Here is a 1,102-nt window from a genome sequence, read left to right as displayed (position 1 = left end):
CGGTGGACACCAGCGTCGGGCCGTCGGACAACAGCGCCGGCAGCAAATAGGCGAGCGTCTTGCCGGTGCCGGTTTCCGCTTCCACCAGCAGGGTGCCACGGGCCTCGATGGCCTCGGCCACCGCCTGCTCCCGGGACCAGTTGCGGCGCAAATAAAGCCGGCCGCCGTCCAGCACCAGGGGGGTGCCGCCGTTCTCGCTGACCAGCGCACTCTGTTGTAAGTGCCGAAGCCAGTCGTCCACGCCGCCGGGCAACAGGGCGGTGAGCGCCGGCGGCGGATTGCTGCCCAACAGCTGGGTGGGCAGATCCCGGTTGTTCAGGTCCAGGCACAGGTGGCCGCTGGCCTGCTGGTTGCTGGTGAAGGCGGCGAGCAGCAGGACTTCGTTGCCGGCCTCGGGGCATTGCTGCCGTAGGAAGCGGGCCACCGCCACGTCCAGGTCGCGGAGCAGGCCCTGGTCGCGCAGCTGCGCCAGCGCGTCCTGCCAGTCGAGCGTGGCGAACAAATCAGTTTGCATGGGCGCCTCCGAACTGTGCATCCAGCGCTTCAATCAGGGTGGTATCCGGCCGGTCGAACACGGTGCCCGCCGCCGGGCCCCGCAGGCCGCGCAGGAACACATAGACGGCGCCGCCCAGGTGCTGCTCCGGGTCATAGCCGTCGCCGAGGCGGCTGCGCAGCAGGCGGTGCAGGGCGAGCAGATAGAGCACGTACTGCACCTCGTAGCGTTTCTCCAGCACCGCGTCGGTCATCGCGTCCCGGGTGTAGGCCTGGTCGTCGGCGCCCAGCCAGTTGGATTTGTAGTCCAGCACGTAGTATTTGCCGTCGTGTTCGAACACCAGATCGATAAAGCCTTTCAGCATGCCGTTGAGGGTGTCCGCTTCCAGCCGTGGGCGTGGATGCTGCGGATGAATATGCCGGCGGATCAGGGCGTCCATCTCCGCCACCTTGACCCGGTGGGCGGGGAACACGAATTCCAGTTCCGGCACATAGGTGTTCAGCGTCGCCAGGCTGATGCGCCCCTCGGCCAGCGGCAGCTCGGCCCTGAGGGTTTGTTTCCACCAGTCACGGATCACGTCGCTGTGGTCCTGCCAGCCCCGGGCGCGCA

General features: G+C 67.5%; 1 protein-coding gene and 1 pseudogene. Both read right to left on the bottom strand.

Annotated elements, in window-relative coordinates; all coding sequences use genetic code 11:
- Positions 1–514 (bottom strand): DEAD/DEAH box helicase (locus B2W52_RS14480; protein ID WP_414673506.1); only part of this gene is annotated, 514 nt, incomplete at its 3' end.
- Positions 504–1,102, bottom strand: a pseudogene (locus tag B2W52_RS14475) (PD-(D/E)XK nuclease family protein); the annotation flags it as partial. The gene B2W52_RS14480 and the pseudogene B2W52_RS14475, both read right to left, overlap by 11 nt.

This window comes from Marinobacter sp. UBA2498, from assembly GCF_002341575.1.
GTDB classification, from domain to species: Bacteria; Pseudomonadota; Gammaproteobacteria; order Pseudomonadales; family Oleiphilaceae; genus Marinobacter; species Marinobacter manganoxydans.
The sequence above is the reverse complement of the archived record's forward strand: the minus strand, read 5'-3'. Positions and strand labels throughout refer to the sequence as shown.